The 18,493-nt window shown below is 64.5% G+C and carries 15 protein-coding genes; 2 read left to right on the top strand and 13 right to left on the bottom strand.

What is annotated here, in order from left to right:
• From lpxA to rpsB, 13 genes are all read right to left on the bottom strand, one after another.
• Window positions 1–789 (bottom strand): acyl-ACP--UDP-N-acetylglucosamine O-acyltransferase, encoded by a 789-nt coding sequence (gene lpxA, locus SB764_RS33035; protein WP_065060160.1) that lies wholly within the window; start codon window positions 787–789, stop codon window positions 1–3.
• Window positions 790–862: 73 nt separating this feature from the next.
• Window positions 863–1,327, bottom strand: a complete 465-nt coding sequence (gene fabZ, locus SB764_RS33030; protein WP_065060161.1) for a 3-hydroxyacyl-ACP dehydratase FabZ — start codon at window positions 1,325–1,327, stop codon at window positions 863–865.
• Window positions 1,328–1,645: 318 nt separating this feature from the next.
• Window positions 1,646–2,716, bottom strand: coding sequence for a UDP-3-O-(3-hydroxymyristoyl)glucosamine N-acyltransferase (lpxD, locus tag SB764_RS33025; protein WP_065060162.1), 1,071 nt, complete (start codon window positions 2,714–2,716; stop codon window positions 1,646–1,648).
• Between the two features lie 18 nt (window positions 2,717–2,734).
• A complete protein-coding gene (locus tag SB764_RS33020; RefSeq protein ID WP_074984514.1) occupies window positions 2,735–3,280 on the bottom strand; it encodes an OmpH family outer membrane protein in 546 nt (181 codons plus the stop codon).
• A 44-nt stretch (window positions 3,281–3,324) separates the two neighbouring features.
• Window positions 3,325–5,631: an outer membrane protein assembly factor BamA gene (bamA, locus tag SB764_RS33015; protein WP_065060164.1), complete on the bottom strand. Its 2,307-nt coding sequence runs from the start codon at window positions 5,629–5,631 to the stop codon at window positions 3,325–3,327.
• Between the two features lie 67 nt (window positions 5,632–5,698).
• Window positions 5,699–7,171: an RIP metalloprotease RseP gene (gene rseP / locus SB764_RS33010; RefSeq protein WP_110328457.1), complete on the bottom strand. Its 1,473-nt coding sequence runs from the start codon at window positions 7,169–7,171 to the stop codon at window positions 5,699–5,701.
• 88 nt (window positions 7,172–7,259) lie between these two features.
• Entirely contained in the window at window positions 7,260–8,441 is a 1,182-nt protein-coding gene (locus tag SB764_RS33005; RefSeq protein WP_065060357.1) for a 1-deoxy-D-xylulose-5-phosphate reductoisomerase, read from the bottom strand.
• Between the two features lie 24 nt (window positions 8,442–8,465).
• Window positions 8,466–9,275, bottom strand: a complete 810-nt coding sequence (locus SB764_RS33000; RefSeq protein WP_065060166.1) for a phosphatidate cytidylyltransferase — start codon at window positions 9,273–9,275, stop codon at window positions 8,466–8,468.
• The gene (gene uppS, locus SB764_RS32995) at window positions 9,269–10,051 is read right to left on the bottom strand and encodes a polyprenyl diphosphate synthase (protein WP_074984510.1); all 783 of its coding nucleotides are present in this window, start codon (window positions 10,049–10,051) and stop codon (window positions 9,269–9,271) included. Before uppS ends, SB764_RS33000 begins: the two co-directional genes overlap by 7 nt.
• Window positions 10,052–10,114: 63 nt before the next feature.
• A complete protein-coding gene (frr, locus tag SB764_RS32990; RefSeq protein WP_065060167.1) occupies window positions 10,115–10,675 on the bottom strand; it encodes a ribosome recycling factor in 561 nt (186 codons plus the stop codon).
• Window positions 10,676–10,767: 92 nt separating this feature from the next.
• Complete coding sequence (gene pyrH / locus SB764_RS32985; RefSeq protein WP_027814826.1) at window positions 10,768–11,484, bottom strand: UMP kinase; 717 nt, start codon at window positions 11,482–11,484, stop codon at window positions 10,768–10,770.
• 270 nt (window positions 11,485–11,754) lie between these two features.
• Window positions 11,755–12,636, bottom strand: coding sequence for a translation elongation factor Ts (gene tsf, locus SB764_RS32980; protein WP_065060168.1), 882 nt, complete (start codon window positions 12,634–12,636; stop codon window positions 11,755–11,757).
• Window positions 12,637–12,849: 213 nt separating this feature from the next.
• The gene (gene rpsB / locus SB764_RS32975) at window positions 12,850–13,605 is read right to left on the bottom strand and encodes a 30S ribosomal protein S2 (protein WP_065060169.1); all 756 of its coding nucleotides are present in this window, start codon (window positions 13,603–13,605) and stop codon (window positions 12,850–12,852) included.
• 456 nt (window positions 13,606–14,061) lie between these two features.
• Here rpsB and map point away from each other — a divergent pair, with 456 nt between their 5' ends.
• Both map and SB764_RS32965 read left to right on the top strand, forming a co-directional pair.
• Window positions 14,062–14,883 carry a type I methionyl aminopeptidase gene (gene map, locus SB764_RS32970; RefSeq protein ID WP_065060170.1) on the top strand — a complete coding sequence of 274 codons (822 nt, stop codon included), beginning with the start codon at window positions 14,062–14,064 and terminating at the stop codon, window positions 14,881–14,883.
• Window positions 14,884–15,204: 321 nt separating this feature from the next.
• Window positions 15,205–17,781 carry a [protein-PII] uridylyltransferase gene (locus SB764_RS32965; RefSeq protein WP_065060171.1) on the top strand — a complete coding sequence of 859 codons (2,577 nt, stop codon included), beginning with the start codon at window positions 15,205–15,207 and terminating at the stop codon, window positions 17,779–17,781.
• The last annotated feature ends 712 nt before the right edge of the window (window positions 17,782–18,493 follow it).

The following is an 18,493-nucleotide window of genomic DNA, read 5'->3' as shown; positions in this document are numbered from 1 at the left end:
TTAGCGGATGATGCCGCGCTGCGACAGCTCGACGAAATCGAGCAGCGCCTTCACGTGCGTGTCGCCGTCGCCGCCCGCCTGGGCGAGTTCGGCGAGTTGCACCTTCGCCTCTTCGAGCGACAGACCGTTCTTGTAGAGCGTGCGGTACGCCGAGCGCAGCGCCGAAATCGCGTCGGGCGAGAAACCGCGGCGGCGCAGACCTTCGACGTTGATGCCGTGCGGCACCGCCTTGTTACCGGCGGCGATCACGAACGGCGGCACGTCCTGCACGAGCGCCGAGGCGCCGCCGACCATCGAGTGCGCGCCGATGCGCACGAACTGGTGCACGCCGGTCATGCCGCCGACGATCGCGTGGTCGTCGACGATCACGTGACCCGCGAGCTGCGCGTTGCTCGACATGATGATGTTGTTGCCCAGACGGCAGTCGTGACCGACGTGCACGTAGGCCATGATCCAGCAGTCGTCGCCGATCGAGGTGATGCCGGTGTCCTGCACCGTACCCGTGTGCAGCGTCGTGAACTCGCGGATCGTGTTGCGGTTGCCGATCACGAGTTTCGTGGGTTCGCCCTTGTACTTCATGTCCTGCGGGCGGCCGCCGACCGACGCGTAATGGCCGATGCTGTTGTCTTCGCCGATCGTGGTGTGGCCTTCGATCACGCTGTGCGAGCCGATCTTGGTGCGCGCACCGATGGTGACGTTCGCGCCCACGATCGCATACGGGCCGATCTCGACCGTTTCATCGACCTGTGCGCCCGGCTCGACGATCGCAGTGGGATGGATCCTGCTCATTCGTCCTGGCTCTCCGAATTCTGTTAGCGTGCCCGCGCGCCACCCGGCGCGCGACGGCAATGCGCGGCGCGTCTTATTGCGCTGCGTCCATTTTCTTGACGGTACACATCAGTTCCGCTTCGCAGGCGACCGAGCCTTCGACTTCGGCGACTGCCTTGAACTTCCAGATGCCGCGCATGTAGCGCTCGAACGTCACGTTCAGGACGAGCTGGTCGCCCGGTTCCACCACGCGCTTGAAGCGCGCGCCGTCGATGCCGACGAAGTAATACAGCGTGTTCTCGAAGTCCTGCTCCTCTTCCGAGAACGTGAGCAGCGCGGCGGTCTGGGCCAGCGCTTCGAGAATCATCACGCCGGGCATGACCGGACGCTGCGGGAAATGGCCCGTGAAAAAGGGCTCGTTGATCGTCACATTCTTCAACGCCTTGATGCTCTTGTGCGGCTCGAGCTCGATAACCCGGTCCACCATCAGGAACGGATAGCGGTGCGGCAGCAGCGTGAGGATCTTGTGGATGTCGAAGTTGAGTTTTTCGATGTTCATGGTGTTTCTGCTCACGCAGGAATTGCGCGTGTGACTATCGGATGCGATGCCTGAAGTGCCTGACGTACCTCGACGGCCCGCGCTGAGGCGCAGTATGCGCCACGCACGGCGCTTCGTGCATGCGGATTGCCCCGGGGCCGATGGCCCGAGGCCCGGAACGCAAAGCGGCACGCAAAAAACGGCGCCCGCGCGTGGCGCCGGCTTTTGCGTGCCGGCCAGGCCGCGCGCCGCCTATCTCCGCCAACACAGTTAGCAAATGAAGAATGGCGGCGCGCTGCCCGGTGCCCCGAAACTGCTTTGATTCTTGCCCGAGCCTGCTCAGGCGTCGCCTTGCGGCTTCTGGGCGGCTTCGAGCGCGCGGATGCGGTCGCGCAGCTTGTCGATGTTGCGAAGCAGCGCGGCGCTCTTGTTCCAGTCGGCGTGATCGACCGCCGGGAAGGCGCTCGTGTAGATGCCGGCCTTGGGCAGCGACTTCGAGACGCCCGACTTCGCCGTGACGATCACGTAGTCGCCCAGCGTGACGTGCCCCGCGATGCCGACCGCGCCGCCGATCATGCAGTGCTTGCCGATGCTCGTGCTGCCGGCGATACCCGCGCAGCCCGCGATCACGGTGTAAGCGCCGACGCGGCAGTTGTGGCCGATCTGCACAAGGTTGTCGATCTTCACGCACTCTTCGATGATCGTGTCGGCCATGGCCCCACGGTCGATCGTCGTGTTCGCGCCGATTTCGACGTCCGGTCCGATCGTGACGCCGCCAACTTGCGGAATCTTGACCCAGCTACCCGTGCGCGCCTCGCCCTCGCCCGTGAAATCGGGCGCGAAGCCGAAGCCGTCCGAGCCGATCACGGCGCCCGCATGCACGATCGCGCGCGCGCCGAACTTGCAGCCGTGATAGACCGTAACGCCCGGATAGAAGTGCGAGCCCTCGCCCACCTGCGTGCCGCGGCCGATGAACACATTCGCGTCCAGGCGCACGTTCTCGCCGATCACGGCGCCCGCTTCCACCGTGACGTTCGGCCCGATCACCGCACTTGCGGCAATCTTCGCCGACGCGTCGACGTGCGCGCTCGGGTGCACGCCCGGCTGCGTTTTCGGCGTAGCGAGGTCGATGAACGCCTGCGCGACACGCGCGAAATAAGCATACGGATTGGGTGTGACGATGAAGTTGCGGCCCTCGCGCGAAGCGAGCTTTTCCAGATCGCTCGGGCTGATCAGGACCGCGCCGGCGCGGGTGGCATCCACCTGCGACAGATACTTCGGATTGGCAAGGAACGCCAGCTGCTGCGGACCGGCCTGGTCGAGCGGCGCGAGCGAGCCGACGCGTTGCGCCGGATTCCCGACCACTTCGCCGCCGAACCGCCCGGCGATTTCCTCAAGCGTAAATGCCATACGCGTGCTGCTCCTGCCTTAGTTGCTGTTGCTGCCGGTGCTGTTGGCTGCGAGCGCCTTCAGCACCTGGTCGGTGATGTCGATGCGCGGACTGACGTACACCGCTTCCTGCACGATCAGGTCGTAATGCTGCTGTTCGGCGATCTGCTTGATGACCTTGTTCGCGCGGTCGAGCACCGCGGCGAGTTCTTCGTTGCGACGCTGATTCAGGTCTTCGCGGAACTCGCGCTGCTTGCGCTGGAAGTCGCTGTCGAGCTGCGACAGATCGCGCTGCTTTTGCGCGCGGTCGGTCGCGGACATCGACGGACCGTTCTTGTCGATCGAGTCCGACATGGTCTTCAGACGCTGCGCCATGTCCTGCAGGTCCTTGTCGCGCTTCGCGAACTCGGCTTCGAGCTTGGTCTGCGCGGCCTTCGCGGGGGCGGATTCGCGCAGGATGCGGTCGGAGTTGACCGCCGCGATCTTCGCTTCCTGCGCATGGGCCGCGCCCGTGCCGAGAGCGAGCATCGCCAGCGACAGCGTCATGGCCCCGATCGTCCGTCTGGAAAACAATCCCGTTAGCAAAGTTATCCTCTCGTTTCTGAAATTGCCTGTGGCGGTGCGCGTCGTCAGAATGCCGTCCCGATCTGGAACTGGAACTTCTGATACTGGTCGCCTTCGTGTTTCGTGAGCGGGAAGCCGAGGCTCAGCTTGAGCGGCCCGATCGGCGAGATCCACGCAAGACCCACACCGTAGGCGTAGCGCAGGCCGTTCGAGCCGATGCTCGAACCCTCGTCGCCCCAGACGTTACCACCATCGACGAAGGTGAAGACGCGCAGCGTACGGTCGTAACCCGTACCCGGCAGCGGGAACGTGAGTTCGATGTTGCCGACCACCATCTTCGAGCCGCCGATCGGATCGTTCGTGGTCTTGTCGCGCGGACCGAGCGAGCTCGGTTCATAGCCACGCACCGAACCGATACCGCCAGCGTAGTAGTTCTTGAAGATCGGGTACGGCTTGCCGCCGAGACCGTTACCGTAACCGGCCTGGAAGTTCATGCCCAGCACGAAGCCGCGCGCGAACGAGTAATAGTACTGCGCCTGGACGTCGGCCTTGTAGTACTGCGTGGCGCCCGCGGGCGTGCCGTATTCGGCGTTCGCCTGCGTGAAGTAACCGCGGCTCGGCACGAGCGCGCTGTCACGCGCGTCGCGCGACCAGCCGATCGTGAGCGGCACGTTGTTCGACACGCGGCCGAACTGGTTCACGTAGTCGATGTAGCTCTGCGGCGTGTACGAGTCGACGTCGAGGCGGTCCTGCTCGAAGCCCACGCCGAAGAAGACCGTGTCGACTTCCGAGAACGGAATGCCGAACTTCAGGTCGCCACCGGCCGTGATGATGCGGAAGCTCGAATCAGTCGAGTAGTACAGCGGCTGATACGTGCGGTAGTAGACGTCGGTGATGCGCTTGATGCCGTCGACCGTGAAGTACGGGTCGACCTGCGTGACCGCGAGCGTACGGTAGGTCTTCGCGGTGTTCACGTTCACCGACAGCGAGGTGCCCGAACCGAACACGTTGTCCTGCGACACGCCCGCCGAGAGCACCACCTTGTCCGTGGACGAGAAGCCCGCGCCCAGCGTGATCGCGCCGGTCGGCTTTTCGGCCACCTTGACGTCGACGTCCACCTGGTCGGCCGTGCCTTCCACCGGCACCGTCGTCACGTCGACGTCGGTGAAGTAGCCCAGACGGTTGATACGGTCCTTCGAGAGCGCGAGGCGGCTCGAATCGAACCACGAGCTTTCGAGCTGGCGCATTTCGCGGCGCACGACTTCGTCACGCGTGCGGGTGTTGCCCACCACGTTGATGCGGCGCACGTAGACGCGGCGGCTCGGGTCGACCTGCAGCGTGAGTTCGACCGTGTGATGCGCCTGGTCGATCTGCGGCAGCGCGTTGACGGTCGCGAAGGCGTAACCGTATTCGCCGAGCTTGTCGACGATCGCCTTGGTCGTTGCCTGCAGCTTCTCAGCCGAGAACGTATCGCCCGGTTTGATCTTGATTAGCTTGGTGAGCTCGGCTTCGCGGTTCAGCAGATTGCCCGCGAGATGAATGCCCGAAATCTTGTACGGCTCGCCCTCGTGCAGCCCGATCGTGAGGTACATGTCCTTCTTGTCGGGCGAGATCGAAACCTGGGTCGAGTCGATGTTGAACTCGAGGTAACCGTGGTTCAGGTAGTACGAGCGCACGTTCTCGAGGTCGCCCGTGAGCTTTTCCTTCGAGTACAGGTCGTTCTTCGTGTACCACGAGAACCAGTTCGGCGTGGACAGCTGCATTTCGCTCAGGAGCGTGCCGCTGCTGTATGCCTTGTTGCCGATAAAGTTGATCTGGCGGATCTTCGCGCTCGGACCTTCGACCACGGAGAACAGCAGACCGACGCGGTTGCGGTCGATCGGCGTGACGGTGGTGGTCACTTCGGCGGCGTAGAAGCCGCGCGTGAGGTACTGGCGCTTGAGTTCCTGCTCCGCCTTGTCGACGAGTGCCTTGTCGTAGTAGCGGCCTTGCGAGAGACCGACTGCGCGCAGCGCCTTCGTGAGGTTGTCCTTGTCGAATTCCTTGATGCCGGCGAAGTCGATCGTGCCGATCGCGGGACGCTCCTGCACCTGGACGACCACGACGCCGCCTTCGGTAGCGATGCGCACGTCGTTGAAAAAGCCCGTCGCATACAATGCGCGGATGGCTTCGGAAGCCTTGTCGTCGTTGAAGGTATCGCCCTGCTTGATGGGCAGGTACGCGAACACCGTGCCCGGCTCGACGCGTTGCAGTCCTTCGATGCGGATGTCCTGTACCACAAAAGGCGTCGTCGCTGCGTGGACAACGAGACCATGTGCGGCGATCGCCGCAGCCGCAACCGTTTTTGGAACCAAGCGATGAGGTCTAAACAACGTGCTTCCCCAGTATGTATAGCTGCATCAGGTCAGGCGGCCCGCCCTAGGACGCCGCCAGACACCTTTAGAAATGGATTAACCGAGCCAGATCGTTGAACAACGCGATCGCCGACAGCGCGACGATGCAGGCAAGTCCCGCTCGCTGCAGCACGAGCTGCCAGCGGTCCGAGACGGCTTTGCCCGTTACGGCTTCAACCGCATAATATAACAGATGCCCCCCATCCAATACGGGAATTGGGAGCAGGTTGAGTACGCCCAGGCTAATACTGACAAGGGCGAGGAACGACAGGAATGCGGAAGGACCGAGCCGCGCGCTCTTGCCGGCATAGTCAGCAATCGTCACCGGCCCCGAAAGATTCTTCAGCGAAGCCTCGCCCGTGAGCATGCGGCCGAACATCCGCAGCGAGTAAAACGCGATATCCCACGTGCGATAAGCACCCAGCCGCGCGCTCTCGATCGGACCGTAGCGCACCTCCACCGAAGGCGCTTGCGCCGACAGCGCCGCACCGATGCGACCCACCTCGCTGCCCGTTTCCTCGTCGCGCTGCGCGGCCGGCGTCACGCTCAGCGTGAGCGTTTGCGGCTTCGAGGGCGCGGCGTTCGACGGATTGCCGCGGGTGGCGCCGGCGTTGTCGTCGGCATTATTGTCCGCGTCGCTATCCGCGACCTCGGACTGCACGGCGCCGCCGCGCTCGATCGACAACTGCACGGGCTTGCCCGCGTGCGCCTTCACATATGCGATGAAACTGCTTGCGCTATCAACGGGACGACCGTCGATCGCGCGCAGACGATCGCCCTTTTCCAGACCCGCCCGCTGCGCCGCGCTGCCCGGTTCGATGCCCGCGATGCGCAGCGTGCCGCCGCCCGGTTCGAGGCCGAGCTTCGACATGAAGTCGTCGTCGAGGTCCTGACTCGTGAGACGCGAGAGATCGAGCGGGAAATCGTAGGTGCTGGCGCCGTCACGCGCGGCGAGCACCACGCGGCCGTGCTCGAACGCCGTCGACATGAGTTTCCAGCGCAGATCCGCCCACGAACGCACGGGTTCAGTGTGGCTGCCGCTGGCGTTGCTCACGGAGAGAATGGTTTCGCCGCCCTGGAAACCGGCTTGCGCCGCGGCCGACTGCGCGGGCGGCGTCGCCACGATCGCCGCGGGCTCGGTCACGCCGCTCGCGTAGACCGCGCCGAACAGCACGATGGCAAGAATGAAGTTGGCGACCGGACCGGCCGCCACGATGGCGATACGCTTGCTGACCGGCTGACGGTTGAACGCGTGCGGCAGATCGGCCGCATCGATCGTGTCGGGAGACTCGCGCTCGTCGAGCATCTTCACGTAGCCGCCGAGCGGCAACGCCGAGATCGTCCACTCGGTGCCGGTCTTTTTGCTGACCCATTGCAGCAGCGGACGGCCGAAGCCGATCGAGAATCGCAGAACCTTAACGCCGCACAAGCGCGCGACGCTATAGTGACCATACTCGTGTACGACGACGAGCACGCCGATCGCAACGACAAACGCCACCAGTTCGGTGAGCAGATTCATAGCGCCTCCTCTGCTGGAAGCAGCACGCTGGTGCTGGAGCGGCGCGCCGGGGATCGCCCGGCCTCGCCGCTGGGCCCGCTGCCGGACCTTACGCCGGCACCGGCAGGCTGTCGATGATGGTGTGTGCCGCGCGGCGCGCGGCGGCGTCGGCTTCGAGCACGACTTCGAGGCTCGTGGCGGGACGATTCTGCAGTGCGTTGAGCACGGCGTCGACCGTCTGCGCGATGGCCATGAAGCCGATGCGGCGGTTGAGGAAGGCCTCGACCGCGATTTCGTTGGCCGCATTGAGCGTGGCGCTCGCCACGCCGCCTTCGTTCAGCGCCTTCATGGCGAGCGCGAGGCACGGGAAGCGCGTGTAGTCGGGATGCTCGAAGTTAAGCGTCGCGACCTGCACGAGATCGAGTTGCGCGACGCCCGAATCTACGCGATCCGGATACGCCAGCGCGTGCGCGATCGGCGTGCGCATGTCCGGGTTGCCCAGTTGCGCGAGCACCGAACCGTCGGCGTACGAGACCATCGAGTGGATCACGCTCTGCGGATGGATCAGCACGTCGATGCGATCGCCCGGCAGATCGAACAGGTAATGCGCCTCGATTACCTCGAGACCCTTGTTCATCATCGTGGCCGAGTCGACCGAAATCTTGCGGCCCATCGACCAGTTCGGGTGCTTGCAGGCCTGCTCCGGCGTGACGTCGACGAGCGTCGACGGTTCGCGCGTGCGGAACGGGCCACCCGAGGCGGTCAGGATGATCTTGGTCACGCCGCCGTGCATGGCCGCTTCACGCGGCAAGCACTGGAACACGGCGTTGTGCTCGCTGTCGACGGGCAGCAGGACCGCGCCGTTGTCGCGCACCGCGTTCATGAAGATGTCGCCCGACATCACGAGCGCTTCCTTGTTCGCGAGCAGGATGCGCTTGCCGGTCTGCGCCGCCGCGAGCGTGGGCTCGAGGCCCGCTGCGCCGACGATGGCCGCGACCACCGTATCGCAGCCGTCGCTCTTCGCGACATCGATGAGTGCCTGCGGGCCGTGCGTCACAATGGTCTTCGAACCGGCCGCGCGCAGCTTGCGCTCGACGTCCTGAGCCGTCGCGGCGTCGCCGACCACGGCCACTTCAGGCGCGAAACGCAGACATTGTTCGACGAGCTTGTCGCCGTTGCGGTGCGCCGTGAGCGCATAAACCGTGAAGCGGTCCGGATGACGCGCGACGACGTCGAGCGTGCTGTCTCCGATCGAGCCCGTCGAACCGAGCAAGGTGAGTCGTTTTTGCATTTCCATTTCTCTAGCCGAACGCCTTTAGCCAAGCAGCAGCATGGCAAGCGGCAGCACCGGCAACAGCGCATCGATGCGGTCGAGGACTCCGCCGTGACCCGGCAGGAGGCCGCTCGAATCCTTCACGCCGGCCTGGCGCTTGAGCATCGATTCGAACAGATCGCCGACCACGCTGAACGCGACCAGCACGGTAAGCACGAAGAACGCGCGGCCCAGACCAAGCTGGCCGGCCAGCGCCGAATAAAGCGTGGGTTCGAACGCGTGCAGCGCAAGCGCGGCAGCGGCGACGATCATCACGGCCGCCCAGCCGCCGACGGCCCCTTCCCAGGTCTTGCCGGGGCTGATGGCGGGCGCAAGCTTATGCTTGCCGAATGCCTTACCGGCAAAGTATGCGCCGATATCGGCCAGCCAGACCACCAGCAGCAGCGACAGCACGAAGGCCACGCCGGAGGTGCGTGCGAGCACCAGCGCATGCCAGCAGGCGCAGAAGATCACGAGCCCGGCGGCCAGCAGGAAGGCGCGCCAGGCGCCCGCGGCGAGCACCGGTTTGCGCACCAGCACATACGGCCCGGCGACGATCCAGAAGATACCGGCCGCCTGAAACAGCGGACGCGGCGAAGCGAGACGCTCGCTCGCCAGCACGGCGAGCGCGGCGATCAGCGCATAGACGATCGAACCGACCTTGCCCGCCTTGAGCAGGCGCGCCCATTCCCACGCGGCGAACGCCACCACGACATGGATCAGCACGCCAAAGGCGGCCACCGGCGCGAACAGCGTGACCGGCAAAAGCACGGCCAGCAGGACGATCGCCGTGATGACACGGGTCTTTAGCATGAAAGGGAGTCGGCGTTCTGAGACTGGGTTTCGAGCTGCGCGCTGGTACGGCCAAAGCGGCGCTCACGTTCGGTGTACGACGCGATCGCGCGGTTGAGCGCGTCGCGATCGAAGTCGGGCCAGAACGTATCGGTGAAATAGAATTCTGCGTAAGCCAGTTGCCAGAGCAGGAAATTGCTCACGCGCTGCTCGCCGCCCGTACGGATGAACAGGTCGGGCTCGGGCGCGTAATTCATGGCGAGATACTGGCCGAGCGTGTCTTCGGTGACCGGCACCGGTTCGCCCGCCGCCACGGCGGCTTCGACCAGCTTGCGCGTGGCCTGAAGGATGTCCCAGCGGCCGCCGTAGTTGGCGGCGATGGTCAGCGTCAGACGCGTGTTGCGCGCCGTCTTGGTTTCGGCGCGGCGGATCAGATCCTGAATACGCTCGTTGAACATCGACAGGTCGCCGACCACGCGCAGGCGAATGCCGTTCGCGTGCAGGCGCCCTACCTCGCGCTCCAGCGCCGAGATGAACAGGCGCATGAGAAACGAGACTTCGTCGGTCGGGCGCCGCCAGTTCTCGGAACTGAAGGCGAACAGCGTCAGGTACTCGACGCCGCGCTCGACGCAACCCTCGACGACCGCACGCACGGCGTCCACGCCACGCGTGTGGCCCGCGACGCGCGGCAAGCGGCGTTGCGTCGCCCAACGGCCATTGCCGTCCATGATGATCGCGATGTGGCGCGGCACGGCCGCCACTTCGGGCACGCGAACGGTTGAGCTGGTATAGGTCATGGCCGTCGGACTATAACTGCGATAAGGAAAGAGAAACCCTGGCGGGATGAGAGCCTGGCGGCCTCAAACCGTCATGATCTCGGCTTCCTTGGTCTGGACGAGCTTGTCGATTTCCGTGACGAAGCGGTCCGTCAGCTTCTGGACGTCGTCGCCGCCACGGCGCTCGTCGTCTTCCGAGATTTCCTTGTCCTTCACGAGCTTCTTCAGTTGCTCGTTGGCGTCGCGACGCAGGTTACGCACGGCAACCTTGGCCGTTTCGCCTTCGTTCTTGACGACCTTCGTGAGTTCCTTGCGGCGCTCTTCGGTCAGTGCGGGCATCGGCACGCGGATCAGGTCGCCGTGCGTGGCCGGGTTCAGACCCAGATCCGACTCGCGGATGGCTTTTTCGATGACCTGAACCATCTTCTTTTCCCACGCCTGCACACCGATCGTACGGGCGTCGACGAGCGTGAGGTTGGCCACTTGCGAGATGGGCACGGGCGAACCGTAGTAGTCGACCTGGATGTGATCGAGCAGGCCCGTGTGGGCGCGGCCCGTGCGGATCTTCGCGAGATCGCTCTTGAACGCGTCGATCGAGCGTTGCATCTTCTGCTCGACGCCCTTCTTGATGTCAGCCACAGCCATTTTGATACCTCCGAACCTTTGTTACGGTGTGGGCCCGCCCGCGCGCATGAAGGGCGGCGCGGCCCAGAATCGATCTCGTGTGAAACGAGAGTTTACACGTGGACGAGCGTGCCTTCGTCTTCGCCTTGAATGATGCGCTTGAGCGCACCCGGCTTGACGATCGAAAAAACGCGGATGGGCAGCTTCTGGTCGCGGCACAGCGCGAAAGCGGTGGCGTCCATCACCTGCAGATTGCGGCCGATTGCCTCGTCGAAGCTGATCGTCGAGTAACGCGTGGCCGTCGGGTCCTTCTTGGGGTCGGCCGAATAGACGCCGTCGACCTTGGTGGCCTTGAGCACGACTTCCGCGCCCACTTCGGCGCCACGCAGGGCGGCGGCCGTGTCGGTCGTGAAGAACGGGTTGCCCGTGCCGGCCGCGAAGATCACGACCTTGCCTTCCTCGAGCTGACGGATCGCGCGGGGGCGGATGTACGGCTCGACCACCTGGTCCATGCGCAGCGCGGACTGCACGCGCGCTTCGATACCGGCGTGACGCATGGCGTCCTGCAGCGCGAGCGCGTTCATCATGGTCGCGAGCATGCCCATGTAGTCGGCGGTCGCGCGGTCCATACCGGCCGCGCCGCCCGCGACGCCGCGGAAAATATTGCCACCGCCGATCACGACTGCGAGCTGGGTGCCGAGCCGCACCACCTCGGCCACGTCTGCCACCATTCGTTCGATCGTGGCGCGATTGATGCCGAAGGCATCATCGCCCATGAGGGCTTCGCCGGAAAGTTTGAGCAGGACGCGTTTATAGGCGGGTGTGGGCATGGAGGTATCCAGGATCGCGCGCAAAGGGCAATAACTTGAAACTGTAGGGGTGAAATACGACTTGGGGCAAGCGCCACCAGAAATAGCGAAAGTTGGCGCCACGGGGCACAGCGGGAGACCGCTGCGCCCGGCAAGTTCGCCGGGCGTCGCTACATCGAGCGTCGCTACGCTGCCCCACCGCGGCGGAAATGCGCCGCCGCGGCGTACTACGGGACTGCGATGAGACTTTGATACGGGTACGACTCGATACGGCTAAAGGCTGCGCGGCCCTTATTGCTGCTTTGCAGCAGCGACTTGCGCGGCCACTTCAGCAGCGAAGTCGTCCTGGCGCTTCTCGATGCCTTCGCCAACGACGAACAGCGAGAACTTCTGCACCGACGTGTTAGCCGCCTTGAGCATCTGTTCGATCGTCTGCTTGTCGTTCTTCACGAACGGCTGGTTCAGCAGCGAGACTTCCTTCAGGTACTTCTGCACCGAGCCGTCGACCATCTTGGCGACGATTTCAGCCGGCTTGCCCGACTCGGCAGCCTTCTGTTCGGCGATGCTGCGCTCCTTGGCGATCAGGTCGGCCGGCACTTCGTCCGACGACAGCGAGACCGGCTTCATCGCGGCGATGTGCATTGCCACGTCCTTGCCGACCTGCTCTTCCGCGCCCGTGTACTCGACCAGCACGCCGATACGCGTGCCGTGCAGGTACGAAGCCAGCTGGTTGGCGGTTTCGAAGCGCGCGAAACGGCGGATCGAAACGTTTTCGCCGATCTTGCCGACCAGTGCGAGGCGCACTGCGTCGACCGTCGAGCCTTCCAGCGGCAGCGCCGACAGGGCAGCGACGTCAGCCGGGTTTTGCGTGGCGACCAGTTCGGCCACCGTGTTCGCGAAGGCGAGGAAGTCGTCGTTCTTGGCGACGAAGTCGGTTTCGCAGTTCAGTTCGACGACTGCGCCAGCATTGCCACCGATGAACGAAGCGATCACGCCTTCAGCCGTGACGCGCGATGCTGCCTTGCTTGCCTTGTTGCCGAGCTTCACGCGCAGCAGCTCTTCAGCACGCGCCAGATCGCCGTCGGCTTCCGTCAGCGCCTTCTTGCATTCCATCATCGGCGCGTCGGTCTTTGCGCGCAGTTCTGCCACCATGCTTGCGGTAATTGCCGCCATCATTCGCTCCTTGAGTCTGTCTGGTACACGCCGCGCCGCATGCTTCGATGCGGCCGGCTGGAATTCGTTTCCGTTCGAGTCTGTTCTGAAACGCTTTTTTACAGCTGCTTCTACAGGACTACGGTGCCGCGGTGATGACGCGGCGACGAAAGTCGCGGCTTAAAAAAAAGGGGCCTATGGAAAGCCCCCTTTTCTTGCCGGACACGGGGCAGCTTACGCCTCCGAGTTGACCTCGACGAACTCGTCGTCGCCGTCGTTGCCGCGCGCGGCTGCGACGACTTCGTTGACCGAGTTCGCACGGCCTTCGAGGATCGCGTCGGCCACGCCTGCGGTGTAGAGCGCGACTGCCTTGCTGGCGTCGTCGTTACCCGGGATGACGTAGTCGATGCCTTCCGGCGAGTGGTTCGTGTCGACCACGGCGATGACGGGGATGCCCAGCTTGTTGGCTTCCGTCACGGCAATCTTGTGGTAGCCGACGTCGACCACGAAGATTGCGTCCGGAATGCCGCCCATGTCCTTCACGCCGCCGATCGACTTTTGCAGCTTGGCGATTTCGCGTTCGAACAGGAGCGCTTCCTTCTTGCTCATCTTTTCGAGTTCGCCTGCCTCAACAGCCGCTTCCATGTCCTTCAGGCGCTTGATCGAAACCTTCAGCGTCTTGAAGTTGGTCAGCATACCGCCGAGCCAGCGTGCGTTCACGAACGGCATGCCAGCGCGCTGCGCTTCCTGGGCGATCGTGTCACGCGATTGACGCTTCGTGCCGACGAACAGGATCGTGCCACGGTTCGATGCCAGCTGACGCACGTACTTCAGTGCGTCGTTGTACATCGGCAGCGTCTTTTCGAGGTTGATGATGTGAATCTTGTTGCGATGACCGAAGATGAAGGGGGCCATCTTCGGGTTCCAGAAGCGCGTTTGGTGGCCGAAGTGGACACCGGCTTCCAGCATTTGGCGCATGGTAACTGCCATGAGAATTTCTCCGCTAGGGTTTGGGTCTTAAGCCGGCTGCCGTATCGTGACGCCCTCCGCTTTTGCGGATAAACGCCCGACACCCTGGGTGCGCCGGCTCGCGATTTAAAAATGCCGCCTGGTACGACTTGCTACTGATCAACTGAGCCCGCGGCGACTGCGGACTCAGCCAGCACCCCGCCACACCTTCCACCCATGTTAGTCAGGGAATGAAAGAATACGGGGAGCGACTTAGCCGATGATTATAGCACGCGAAATCAGCACCACTCAAGCCAGCTATTACCCTCGAAACGTGGGCGGCAGGCGGATGCCGAACCGACAGCCCCCTCGGCAACCCGAGCCTCGCCGTCGCCGGCCGCGGCCGCCTGTATACCGCGCATCTATTAGCAATAGGCCAGCGACCGCCGGGATTAGGTGCGATAATTCGATATTCGACTGCATTTTCGGGCGCACACCATGGCCATTTCGATCAAGAACGAACACGACATCGCGCAAATGCGCGTCGCCTGCCGCCTGGCAAGCGAGGTGCTCGACTACATTACGCCGTTCGTCGTCGCGGGCGTGACGACCGGCGAGCTCGACCGCCTTTGTCACGAATACATGACCAATGTGCAGGGCACCGTGCCCGCGCCGCTGAACTATCAGCCGCCCGGCTATCCGCCCTACCCGAAGGCGATCTGCACCTCGGTCAACGACGTGATCTGTCACGGTATTCCGGGCGACAAGGCGCTGAAGAACGGCGACACGCTCAATATCGACATCACCGTCATCAAGGAAGGCTATTTCGGCGACACGAGCCGCATGTTCATCGTGGGCGAAGGCTCGATTCTCGCGAAGCGTCTCGTGCAGACCACGTATGAATGCATGTGGCTGGGCATCGACCAGGTGCGTCCGGGCGGACATCTGGGCGACATCGGCCATGCCATCCAGCGTTACGCCGAGTCGCAAGGCTACAGCGTGGTGCGCGAATACTGCGGCCACGGCATCGGCACCGTGTTCCACGACGAGCCGCAAGTGCTCCACTACGGCCGCGCCGGTACGGGCGTCGAACTGTTGCCGGGCATGATCTTCACGATCGAGCCGATGATCAACGCCGGCCGCCGTGACATCCGCACCATGCCGGACCAGTGGACCGTCAAGACGAAGGACCGCAGCCTGTCGGCGCAATGGGAGCACACGGTGCTCGTGACCGAAACCGGTTACGAAGTGCTGACGGTGTCGGCGGGCACGCCCGCCAAGCCGGCGATCGTCGCGCAGATGGCGGGCAGCCCGGCCTGAGCGGGTTCGCACGGCGGCGGCGCCCTTCCCGGGGCGGCCGCCGCGTCAGTCCCGGCCACGTTTGATCGACGATTCCGTGGCACGAAGCGCGCAACGCAGCGAGCGACAGTCGATCATGAGCAGTCCGCCGGAAAGCGTGCCGTCGCGCATCCGGCCCCGTAATCCAGCAGCCGCAAGGCGGGCGCGCATCCAGCGACCGGCTCGCAGCAGTTCAGGCAAGACATGCAGTGAAGGCGCCCGCGTGCGCCAGCGGCTGCCCGGCCCCGGTGGCCTGCCCCTTCGACCGCGCCCCGTGCGCCAACCATCGTCCAGTTCCAGTTCATGAGCGTTCTCGCCGCCGCACCCGATACGTCGTCGCTGAGGTCCGATTACAAGGCCGCCAAGGCCCAGTTACTCGAACGGTTCAAGTCGGCCTCCAACGTCGACACGCTGATGCACGCCCTCTCCCATACCACCGACGACACGCTGCGCAGCGCGTGGAGCCTGTGCGAGCTGCCGGCCTCGCTCGCGCTCGTCGCGGTGGGCGGCTACGGTCGCGGCGAGCTCGCACCGTTTTCCGACGTCGACATTCTGGTCCTGCTCCCCGACGACGAACCGCTCGCGCCGCTCGAAGCGCGCATCGAGCGCTTCATCGGACTCGCGTGGGATCTCGGGCTGGAGATCGGCAGCAGCGTGCGCAGCGTCTCGCAGTGTCTGGAGGAAGCGGCCAACGACGTAACCGTGCGCACCTCGCTGCTCGAAGCGCGCCGCCTGACCGGTAGCCCGACGCTGTTCGGCGACTTCGCCCAGCGTTATCGCGACGCCATGGACCCGCGCGCGTTCTTCCAGGCGAAAGTACTCGAAATGCGCCAGCGTCACGCGCGCTTCCAGGACACGCCCTACGCGCTCGAACCGAACGTCAAGGAAAGCCCCGGCGGCCTGCGCGATCTGCAACTGATTCTCTGGATGACCGAAGCGGCGGCGTTCGGCAGCAGCTGGAAGGAACTCGACCAGCGCGGCCTGATCACCGGCCGCGAGGCGCGCGAACTGCGCCGCAACGAAACCTTTCTGAAGACGCTGCGCGCGCGTCTGCATGTCATCACGGGGCGTCGGCAGGACATTCTCGTGTTCGACCTGCAAACCGCCGTCGCCGAAAGTTTCGGCTTCAAGGCCAGCAGCTCGCGGCGCGCAAGCGAACAGCTCATGCGCCGTTATTACTGGGCGGCCAAGGCAGTCACGCAGCTCTCGAGTATCCTGATTCAAAACATCGAAGCCCAGCTGTTCCCGAGCACGAGCGGCATCACGCGCACGCTCTCGGACCATTTCGTCGAGAAGCAAGGCATGCTCGAAATCGTCGCCGACGACGTGTTCGAGCGCGATCCACACGCAATCCTCGAAGCCTTCCTGCTCTACGAACAGGTGCCCGGCGTCAAGGGCCTGTCGGCGCGCACGATGCGCGCGCTGTACAACGCGCGCGACACGATGGATCAGCATTGGCGCCGCGACCCGGAAAACCGCCGCCTGTTCATGGAGATCCTGCGTCAGCCGGCGGGCATCACGCACGCGATGCGGCTGATGAACCAGACGAGCGTGCTCGGGCGCTATCTGCTCAATTTCCGCCGCATCGTCGGGCAGATGCAGCACGACCTCTATCACGTCTACACGGTCGATCAGCACATTCTGATGGTGCTGCGCAACATCCGCCGCTTCGCCGTGGCCGAACACGCGCACGAATACCCGTTCTGCAGCCAGCTGATCGCCAACTTCGAACGCCCGTGGGTGCTTTACGTCGCGGCGCTGTTTCATGACATCGCCAAGGGTCGCGGCGGCGATCACTCGCAGCTCGGCATGGCCGACGCGCGCCGCTTCTGCCGCGAACACGGCATCGAGCGCGAGGACGCCGACTTGATCGTCTGGCTCGTCGAGCAGCATCTGACCATGAGCCAGGTCGCGCAAAAGCAGGACACGAGCGATCCCGAAGTGGTCAAGCGTTTCGCCGATCTCGTGGGCACGGAGCGCCGCCTTTCCGCGCTCTATCTGCTGACGGTCGCCGATATTCGCGGCACCAGCCCGAAGGTCTGGAACAACTGGAAGGGCAAGCTGCTCGAAGACCTTTACCGCGCGACGCTCGCGGTGCTCGGCGGCGCCAAGCCCGACGCGCATTCCGAGCTGAAGACGCGCCAGGAGCTGGCGCTCGCGCTGCTGCGTCTGGAGACCGTCCCGGAAAACGCGCATCGCGCGCTCTGGGACAAGCTCGACGTGGGCTATTTCCTGCGTCACGACGCCGCTGACATCGCCTGGCAGACGCGCGTGCTGTACCGCCACGTGGAGACACCGTCGCCCGTCGTGCGCGCACGCCCGTCGCCGGTCGGCGAAGCGCTGCAGGTGCTGGTCTATGCGAAGGACCGTCCGGATCTGTTCGCGACGATGTGCGCGTACTTCGACCGCAGCGGCCTGTCGGTGCTGGACGCGCGCGTGAGCACGACGCGCCACGGCTACGCGCTGGACAACTTCATCGTCGCGAATACCGAGGACGAAGTGCATTATCGCGATATCGCGAACCTCGTCGAGCAGGAACTCGCCGAGCGGCTGACGGCCGAAAGCCATGTGCTGCCGGAGCCGTCCAAGGGCCGCCTCTCGCGCCTGTCGCGCACCTTCCCGGTGACGCCGCGCGTCGACCTGCGGGCCGACGAGCGCGGCCAGTACTACATCCTGTCCGTGTCGGCGAATGACCGGCCCGGCCTTCTCTATTCGATCGCGCGCGTGCTGGCCGAGCACCGGATTGGCGTCCAGGCGGCGCGAATCAATACGCTCGGCGAGCGCGTCGAGGACGTTTTCCTGCTGGACGGGTCGGGACTTTCCGACAACCGGTTGCAAATCCGCGTCGAAACTGAATTGCTGCGCGCGATCGCAGTCTGAATGCAACACCGAGCAACATCGAAATACCTGGAATCATGCGAGCCAAACTGACAGCCAAGCATCCGCGCCCGACTACCCCGGAACGCGCCCCCGTCCGCCGCGGCGCCACGACCGCGCGCAAACCGGTGCGTCCGGCCGAGGCGAAGCCTTTTGCCCAGTCGACGGGGCCGAAAGGCGCGTCGTCGAAACCGCGCGCGCCGCGCGAGGGCGACGCGCGTCCCCCGCGACGCGCCGATGGCGATCAACGCGGCGAGCGCGGGTTCTCGCGCGGCCGTGGCGAGGGGGATGAGCGTCGGTCGTTTCAGCGCCGGGATGAGGGTGGCGAGCGTCGCCCATTCCGGCCGCGTGAGGAAGGTGGTGAACGCCGTCCGTTCCAGCGCCGCGATGAAGGTGGTGAGCGTCGCGAATTCCGGCCGCGTGAGGAAGGTGGCGAGCGCCGTCCGTTCCAGCGCCGCGATGAAGGTGGTGAGCGTCGCGAATTCCGGCCGCGTGAGGAAGGTGGCGAACGTCGTCCGTTCCAGCGCCGCGATGAAGGCGGTGAACGCCGTCCGTTCCAGCGCCGTGACGAAGGCGGTGAGCGTCGCGAATTCCGTCCTCGTGAGGAAGGTGGCGAACGTCGTCCGTTCCAACTCCGCGACGAAGGTGGCGAGCGTCGCGAATTCCGTCCGCGTGAGGAAGGTGGCGAACGTCGTCCGTTCCAACGCCGCGATGA

This window comes from Paraburkholderia sp. SIMBA_027 (assembly GCF_046535315.1).
GTDB classification, from domain to species: Bacteria; Pseudomonadota; Gammaproteobacteria; order Burkholderiales; family Burkholderiaceae; genus Paraburkholderia; species Paraburkholderia tropica.
Note: the sequence above shows the minus strand (reverse complement) of the source record. Positions and strands in the feature narration are given on the sequence as shown.

What these genes read in the sequence shown, in the direction of transcription:
- lpxA (WP_065060160.1), bottom strand. Translation starts at nt 789, where the DNA reads ATGAGCAGGATCCATCCCACTGCGATCGTCGAGCCGGGCGCACAGGTC.
- fabZ (WP_065060161.1), bottom strand. Translation starts at nt 1,327, where the DNA reads ATGAACATCGAAAAACTCAACTTCGACATCCACAAGATCCTCACGCTG.
- lpxD (WP_065060162.1), bottom strand. Translation starts at nt 2,716, where the DNA reads ATGGCATTTACGCTTGAGGAAATCGCCGGGCGGTTCGGCGGCGAAGTG.
- rseP (WP_110328457.1), bottom strand. Translation starts at nt 7,171, where the DNA reads ATGAATCTGCTCACCGAACTGGTGGCGTTTGTCGTTGCGATCGGCGTG.
- SB764_RS33005 (WP_065060357.1), bottom strand. Translation starts at nt 8,441, where the DNA reads ATGCAAAAACGACTCACCTTGCTCGGTTCGACGGGCTCGATCGGAGAC.
- SB764_RS33000 (WP_065060166.1), bottom strand. Translation starts at nt 9,275, where the DNA reads ATGCTAAAGACCCGTGTCATCACGGCGATCGTCCTGCTGGCCGTGCTT.
- uppS (WP_074984510.1), bottom strand. Translation starts at nt 10,051, where the DNA reads ATGACCTATACCAGCTCAACCGTTCGCGTGCCCGAAGTGGCGGCCGTG.
- frr (WP_065060167.1), bottom strand. Translation starts at nt 10,675, where the DNA reads ATGGCTGTGGCTGACATCAAGAAGGGCGTCGAGCAGAAGATGCAACGC.
- pyrH (WP_027814826.1), bottom strand. Translation starts at nt 11,484, where the DNA reads ATGCCCACACCCGCCTATAAACGCGTCCTGCTCAAACTTTCCGGCGAA.
- tsf (WP_065060168.1), bottom strand. Translation starts at nt 12,636, where the DNA reads ATGGCGGCAATTACCGCAAGCATGGTGGCAGAACTGCGCGCAAAGACC.
- rpsB (WP_065060169.1), bottom strand. Translation starts at nt 13,605, where the DNA reads ATGGCAGTTACCATGCGCCAAATGCTGGAAGCCGGTGTCCACTTCGGC.
- map (WP_065060170.1), top strand. Translation starts at nt 14,062, where the DNA reads ATGGCCATTTCGATCAAGAACGAACACGACATCGCGCAAATGCGCGTC.
- SB764_RS32965 (WP_065060171.1), top strand. Translation starts at nt 15,205, where the DNA reads ATGAGCGTTCTCGCCGCCGCACCCGATACGTCGTCGCTGAGGTCCGAT.